This is a genomic window from Zoogloea sp. LCSB751 (assembly GCF_002028455.1).
In the GTDB taxonomy this organism is placed as follows: domain Bacteria; phylum Pseudomonadota; class Gammaproteobacteria; order Burkholderiales; family Rhodocyclaceae; genus Zoogloea.
On record NZ_MWUM01000600.1, the window covers coordinates 1 to 237 of the forward strand.

Here is a 237-nt window from a genome sequence, read left to right on the forward strand (position 1 = left end):
GTTCTTATGACCACGCATAGTGCGGTGACATTAATTAATGCCCCACAAGCAAGAATTAGATACTTCGAAGGAGGCGAAGGTCCGGTCAGAACATATACATTGCCAAAAAGGGAGTCAGTCCGGCGTCTTTGTCAAGGTGTGATAACATACACAGAGCAAGAGCAGATTCTGAGCATTTTAAATGCAATAAAAATCGAAAAGAAACCCGTATTATTCACAGAAGGAAACACAGACCAA

General features: G+C 41.8%; 1 protein-coding gene. It reads left to right on the forward strand.

From position 1 onward, the window contains the following. The coding region (locus tag B4920_RS30225) for a hypothetical protein (protein WP_216820142.1) at positions 1 to 237 on the forward strand (237 nt) is incomplete at both ends.